Source organism: Botrimarina sp. (assembly GCF_040219535.1).
Lineage (GTDB): Bacteria > Planctomycetota > Planctomycetia > Pirellulales > Lacipirellulaceae > Botrimarina.
This window is the reverse complement of sequence record NZ_JAVJSH010000016.1, coordinates 447,482-453,502: the sequence shown is the minus strand read 5'-3', so window position 1 is coordinate 453,502 and position 6,021 is coordinate 447,482. Positions and strand designations below refer to the sequence as shown.

Here is a 6,021-nt window from a genome sequence, read left to right as displayed (position 1 = left end):
GGAAACGAGATCGTCGTCGCGGTAGCTTCGCTCATGGCGGTGGGTTCCGGTGAAGGGTTGGAGGTCAGATGCCTCCCTTCTCCACGAACCCGCCGCCCTCTTCAACCTACGCCGTCCACAACATTCGACGATAACTCCCGGCGTCGTCGAGACTGGATTGGCCCCATCGGCGAGCTTGCGACAGACCATACCCACACTAGCAGGAGGTCGCTCGGCTGGCGCCGAGCGCTGGATGGTCTCGCCAGACTCACTCCAAATCGATTCGATCGAGCAAGCGTCGATGCGGGGCCGCTTGCCACCGAACTAGTGGCTCTCGATAGCGAGTCGTCTTACCGACGACTCCCGCACTGCGTGAACCATGCGGTAAACGCGCTCGCAGGTCCATCAGGGCCTAACGGCGCAAAGTGAGCTCGAAATCGCGTCGACCGAGCGGAGACAACTAGCAAGACTAACTGGAACATCGCGCTCGGCTCCGGCACCGTGTGGCGTGATAGAAGCACCGGACCCACGCCGAGAACGCCATAAGATGCTTCCCATATGGAGTAATCCACTGCGTCAACTGCACCATTTCCGTCGCCGTCACCTCCGAGCCTTACCCCTGCAGCAGCGTCTCGCCAGATAGTGTAATCAGCGGCGTCGACTACCCCATCTTGGTTGTAGTCTCCAGCATCGTCCACGACAGCGTTGGTGACCGTCAACGAACCGAATCCGTAATACGATGAGTATCTGAAGTCATCCGAGTCAAAAACGCGCGTCCGGATCCTGTAGACCGTCTCACCGTCGACGTGGCTGGAAGGTAGAAACTCATTGAATACATCCTTGAGAAAGTTGAGTCGGATCTGCCCGCCCACGTAACCCATCGATGCGTCTTCGAAACCGGTAAACTGCACTGTGCTTACGCTGGCTATACTAGCGACCGGCTGGCCTGCGATCGTCTCAAGGTCGATAGATATTCCGTCTGCCTGCTTGTCGCCATCGGACCAAGCTAAATCGATATCCATCAAGAACTCGGCGGTGGACAGGTCTAGGAAGCGGAGAGGAGGAGTTACCGCTTCGACGATGACACGCACCGGGCCGTTCGGGTCTTCTACCGGATACTCGGAGGCCGCAAATAGGTATTCGGAGCCCCCGACAAGACTATCGAGTCGCCAATAGCCCCCCTCGGAATCTAAATCCCAGCCAGAGTCGGTTCCGATGGCTTGTTCCCCACTCCAAGAGACCGCTGTGATCGGTGGTTTTTCAGACCACTCTAAGAACACCTCGCCGATTTCAAGGCCGGGACCATACATCCCGAGTGGGTCGTAGAACTCGATGCGCAATCCTTCTCCCAAGCAGCAGCCGCCTAGCGAACCCACCGAGCTCACAGGAATAGCGGACTCGAACCAGATAAAGACGTCGTCTGGATCAGCTGGTTCCGCGACGCTAGGTTCGTTTAGCGGGTAGGGGATTACGAAGTCGAGGATTGCGTCCGAAGAGTTGCCGCGGAAAACGCGGACCGGCAGATCGGTATCTTCGATTCCAACTCTCGAATGGACACCGCCGACTGACACGCCAATCCGAAGATATACAACTTCCTCCGCGGGCACGGCGACAGGAAGCAGCGGAGTTCTGAGCCACTTCTCATCGAAGAGGATTCCGTCGCTATTTGCTCCGCTTAGAGTACCGAAGCTTGAGGTCCAAGGCAGTATGGGGCCACCTTCGAAGTTGTCCCAGTACCCCCCGCCGCCGAGAAATCCAGCGGCGAGTACTGAGCGATCTGGACCTGCGGCTGTCAGCCACAACAGCGGGCAAACGACACGTGCAATTCGCCCGCAAGTCAAATTGCGTGATACAAGGTGAGACATCACGCGTCGATCCGGTGCGCGGGAGCTACAAGAACGAGGTCGTACGACTCGACACTTTGATGGCTGAGCGGCTGAGCGGCGGGGCCTGGCAGCTTCCGACCCGGCAGCGCGTTGCGGATAGTAGCATGGCCGATAAGCGGTCGCAACAGAACGCCTCAGCAGCAGCCCCCAACCATTCGGCCCCTTTCCGGGTCAGGCGATCCTGAGGCTGGGACGCCGCGCTCCGCTTCAACCGAACGCACGGCCCGAGACGTCCAGGAAGTACTGCCATGGCATACTCGCCGCCGACTGGTTTCGTGAACGCCCCGGCTCCCAAACCCGCCCGCCGCCCGTCAGGAACTCGACCCTACCACGCGACAATCTCGCTCGATCCCGCCCCAATAATCTCGTCGTTTCGGCCATCGCCGCCGTTGAATGAGTCATTGGTGAGAGAGCTATCGATGGAGTAGATGATATCTCCGTTCTTGCCCATGCGGAGGTCCTGGCGACCTTCCCGGGCATAAGCAACGTCTGCGCCCTCGCCCATGAACACCAACGCGGGGCGGACAAACCCGTAGTTCTCGAAGAAGTCGTCACCCGCCCCCAATCGAATGTCCCAGCTTTTGATAATCGCGTGCGGTACGTACGCGACTTGGTTGTTGAAGGTGACCTTCACGTTGTCACCGCTTCGGACAAGGGAGACTGAATCGTTGCCTGATCCGCCTCGGATCGAGTACACGCCGCCCGATGAGCTCAACCAAGACGGAAGGACGATCAAAGGAGGATCGGTCTCCAGATAGACCGCATTCGAAGGTGCGGAAAGCCTGCCGGTCTGTCCCTCGGCCACGATTCGAATCCAGTAGCCTGTCCCCGCGTTGAGACCTTCGAGCTTCGCGCGTTCTGCGTTTGGTGGGATGTTCTCAAGTCGCGACCAGTTCGTCTGACCATCGACGCTCACCTCGGCGATGTGGCGTTTCTCGAAATAGGCGTTGTCCGTGAATCGCACGACTACTTCGTTTCGTCCGACAGACACTAGGCTTAGGTCCGTCGGCGACGCCGGCCGGTAGGCGGCAGGCATGTCGGCAAAGGATCCCGGCACAGACAAGAAACTCCCTATCGACCCTTCAACGATCCCGGACGCCACTGCGAGGGGCACCGCCGAACGATCGTTGCGTAAAGTCTGAGCGGCGGCGTCCCCAGCCTGGTTCGCGCTGTCCAGACCGAAGCCGACCAATGCGCCGGCCGTCACCCCAGCGGTGTAGACAGTCGCCAAGCCGGGGGCCATCGCGATCGCAACGGGGTCCCCCGTCGCAACAGCAGCTTCGAACACGTCAACGAAGAAGACACCGTTGCTGACCATGTTATCGATGAAGTTATCGACAGCGTTGACGCCCGGTGGAGCAAAGAGATTGAAGTTCGCGTCGTGCGTCGCACAGGCTTGCGTCAGGTCAATCGGCCCAATCTTGTCGGGAACTAGCCACAGTCCGAAGTACTCGACGCCACAGCCCGTAGAGGTCCACTGCGGGCCCAAATCAACGGATAGCCACGTCTCGAGGAATCCCTGGAACCGCGACGCGAACTGAGAGCCGGCGCTGACGAGCTCGGTGACGATCTGCTGGAAGGCCCCCTCGGTCGCCGAGAGAACGTCGGTCCCGAGAGTGAGGGCGTCCGAGATGCCGGGAAAATCGGGCAATCGACCCGACAGGATGTCCTTGGCCGCATCGGAAGTGATGTCAGCCACGGCGTCGATGGGGTTGTTTGCGAACGAGCCGATCAAGCTTTCGATGCTGTCGAATCCCGCTCCGAAGCTTCCGCCGAGCTGGTCAACGGCGTCGCGAATTGCGTCGGCAGGTCCATTCAGGAGATCAACGGCCCCGCCGAGCACGTCCCCGGCGCCTTCCCAAGCTTCCGAGACGATCTGCCCTGCGCCGCTAATGATCCCTTCGACCCCGTCTTTGAGGCTCTCAAAGACGTCGCTGGGAGACAAACCTCGAGTCTCGATTCCCTCGTAGCTGCGGAGGTAATCGCCTTCCGCGTCGAGTTCGGCGACGGCGAGCAGAGCCAGCGCATCGTCTGACAAGCCACCGTTTGGGAAGTCGACCAACGCATGGCCGGGTGTGCCAAGGTGGCGTATGACGGACACACCGAGAGAGTTGAAGACCTCCTCGACCGCTGCCGGCGACACAGATTCGCCGAGCAGGCTCTCGGGGAGTCGGGCTAGTTTAGTTTCCGTTGCAATGCCAGGTAGGGGGGCGGAATCGCCGTAACGGGCGGTGAACGCCTCCAGAGCGTCTTGCCGACCTGCGTCCCGCGCGATCACGTAGTCCGCCGCGTTCACACTTCCATCGCCGTTCTGATCTGCCAGTGCGGCTTCAACCAGCGCCTGGTTTATCCCAGCGGCAAGGAAAGGATCAGCGGCGAGGTACTCTCGTGACTCCAGAAACTCCAGTCGGCAGAGATGCATGGCTCGTCTCTTGCTTAATCGAGGAAAGCGTGCTTGGCAAAGAACGCTGGGTCGGCAAAGCCGCATAGCACGGTGCCCGCTCAGATCGGCTGGTATCCGAGTGAGTCCTGTTGGACGCCATCCGTCGCAGGGAAACACGGCAGGAAGCCGGCCGCGGCTGCAAAAAAAAGATCCGGAAAATCCCTGCTGCGAGGGCTAGCGCTCCGCGACAGCGCGTGGCCCGATTCCGATGTCCGTTCGAGCGGAAGCCACCGCGGCAACCGGCGCTGACCGGGCGGGATCCGTGCGTGCAACGTCAGGACGCGGAGTGCGCGATGTCGTCCGGCTAGCCAAATCAAAATCACTGGGGATGGCCGCGATAAGCTCTAAGCGATCCAGAACGCGGAGAGCTTGGATCTTTTGAAGGTGCGTAAAGCGATCGTCGCTGTGGCGGATCGCCCGGCGCAGTCGATACAACGCAGCGGTCGCCACCTTGGGTTCGGAGCCCCTCTGCAACGCGGTGATCGCCTCGTTCAGCCTCGCTTGCGACCACGGATGGCGAAGCGCCAGCGGCCAATCGACGTATCCGGTGGTGATATCTCGCCAGAGCTCCTGGGCACGGTCGCTTTGCCACTGTTCGCGACGTTGCTTGGCTGCCTTCGACGCTTCTCTTCGCCCTTCCTTGTCGACGGCCAGTCGGTCACGTCGCTCGCTACGGAGGTCGGCTAGCTGAGCCAAGCTGGTCTCAGCGGCCACTCCGTTCCAACGGGCGACTGCTTGGTAGTAACCGCGGCGGGCCTGATCGTAGCGCCAAGCACCGACGCCGCTGAGCGGACGACCCTCCGTATAGCCGGGATGCTGTGGTGCTCGGTAAGTCGCGGAAGCTTCGGATTGGCCGAAGCTGCTGGCGGCTAGAAGCGAAGCGGTCAGGAGGGGGGCAACTACGCGGGAGAAAACCATTGAAGGCTCCTTGAGAAAGTGGTTACGCTTGCCCCCCGGCGGCAAGAGCCGCCTTTGGGCCACGGCGGCCACGACGGCCGTTCAATGGTTCACCCGAAGGAGGGCGGCCGATGGGGGCGCCCAAAAAAGCGAAAAATCAGAAACGGCCGCGAACTGCCCGCCGCCCCCAGACACTGACATGGCACCAGATCCCGCCGACGGCGCTGCCGATCCAGCCGACCCTGGGCTGATCACCGGGCTGATTGGTCGCATCGGGAGAGGCGACCGTGCGGCCGAGGAAGAGCTCTACCGCATCGTTGATGGTGAACTACGCATGCTGGCCCATCGCCAACGCAACGAGTTCGGCGACCCGAGTCTCACGACGGGAGATATCGTTCAGCAGCTCGCCTTGAAGTGGACGAAAGACCGCCGGCTGGGCGAGATGAAAAACAGGCGTTACTTATTCTGCGCGGCTTGCGATCAGATGCGGCGGATTTTGATCGACCATTGGCGCCAGAGGAAGGCGATCAAGCACGGCGGTCGTGTGTCCCGCGTAGAGCTGGGCGAGTGGGCAGACGCCGCGCTGGATTCGGCCACCACTCTGTTTGGAGACGAAATCGAGTCGCTGGACGAAGCGATGGAGGTCTTGGGGCGTGAGAGGCCTCGGCAGCAGGAAGTGGTGTCGTTGAAGGTCTTCGGAGGGCTCACTCATTCGGAAGTGGCCGACATAGTCGGTGTCTCGACCGATACCGTTAAACGGGACTGGCTGACCGGACTTGCGCGGCTGCGGTCGATGCTCGGCGATCTAGAGTGAAT

The 6,021-nt window shown here is 60.8% G+C and carries 4 protein-coding genes; 1 reads left to right on the top strand and 3 read right to left on the bottom strand.

Annotation, left to right across the window (positions count from 1 at the left end; all coding sequences use genetic code 11):
* Positions 1-329: 329 nt before the first annotated feature.
* The 3 genes from RIC11_RS09745 to RIC11_RS09735 form a co-directional block, all read right to left on the bottom strand.
* Entirely contained in the window at positions 330-1,844 is a 1,515-nt protein-coding gene (locus tag RIC11_RS09745; protein ID WP_350210711.1) for a hypothetical protein, read from the bottom strand.
* Positions 1,845-2,190: 346 nt separating this feature from the next.
* Entirely contained in the window at positions 2,191-4,287 is a 2,097-nt protein-coding gene (locus tag RIC11_RS09740; protein ID WP_350210709.1) for a fibronectin type III domain-containing protein, read from the bottom strand.
* A 195-nt stretch (positions 4,288-4,482) separates the two neighbouring features.
* A complete protein-coding gene (locus RIC11_RS09735) occupies positions 4,483-5,226 on the bottom strand; it encodes a hypothetical protein (protein ID WP_350210708.1) in 744 nt (247 codons plus the stop codon).
* A 178-nt stretch (positions 5,227-5,404) separates the two neighbouring features.
* Between RIC11_RS09735 and RIC11_RS09730 the strand changes: the two genes are divergently transcribed.
* Entirely contained in the window at positions 5,405-6,019 is a 615-nt protein-coding gene (locus RIC11_RS09730; protein ID WP_350210706.1) for an ECF-type sigma factor, read from the top strand.
* Positions 6,020-6,021 lie beyond the last annotated feature (2 nt).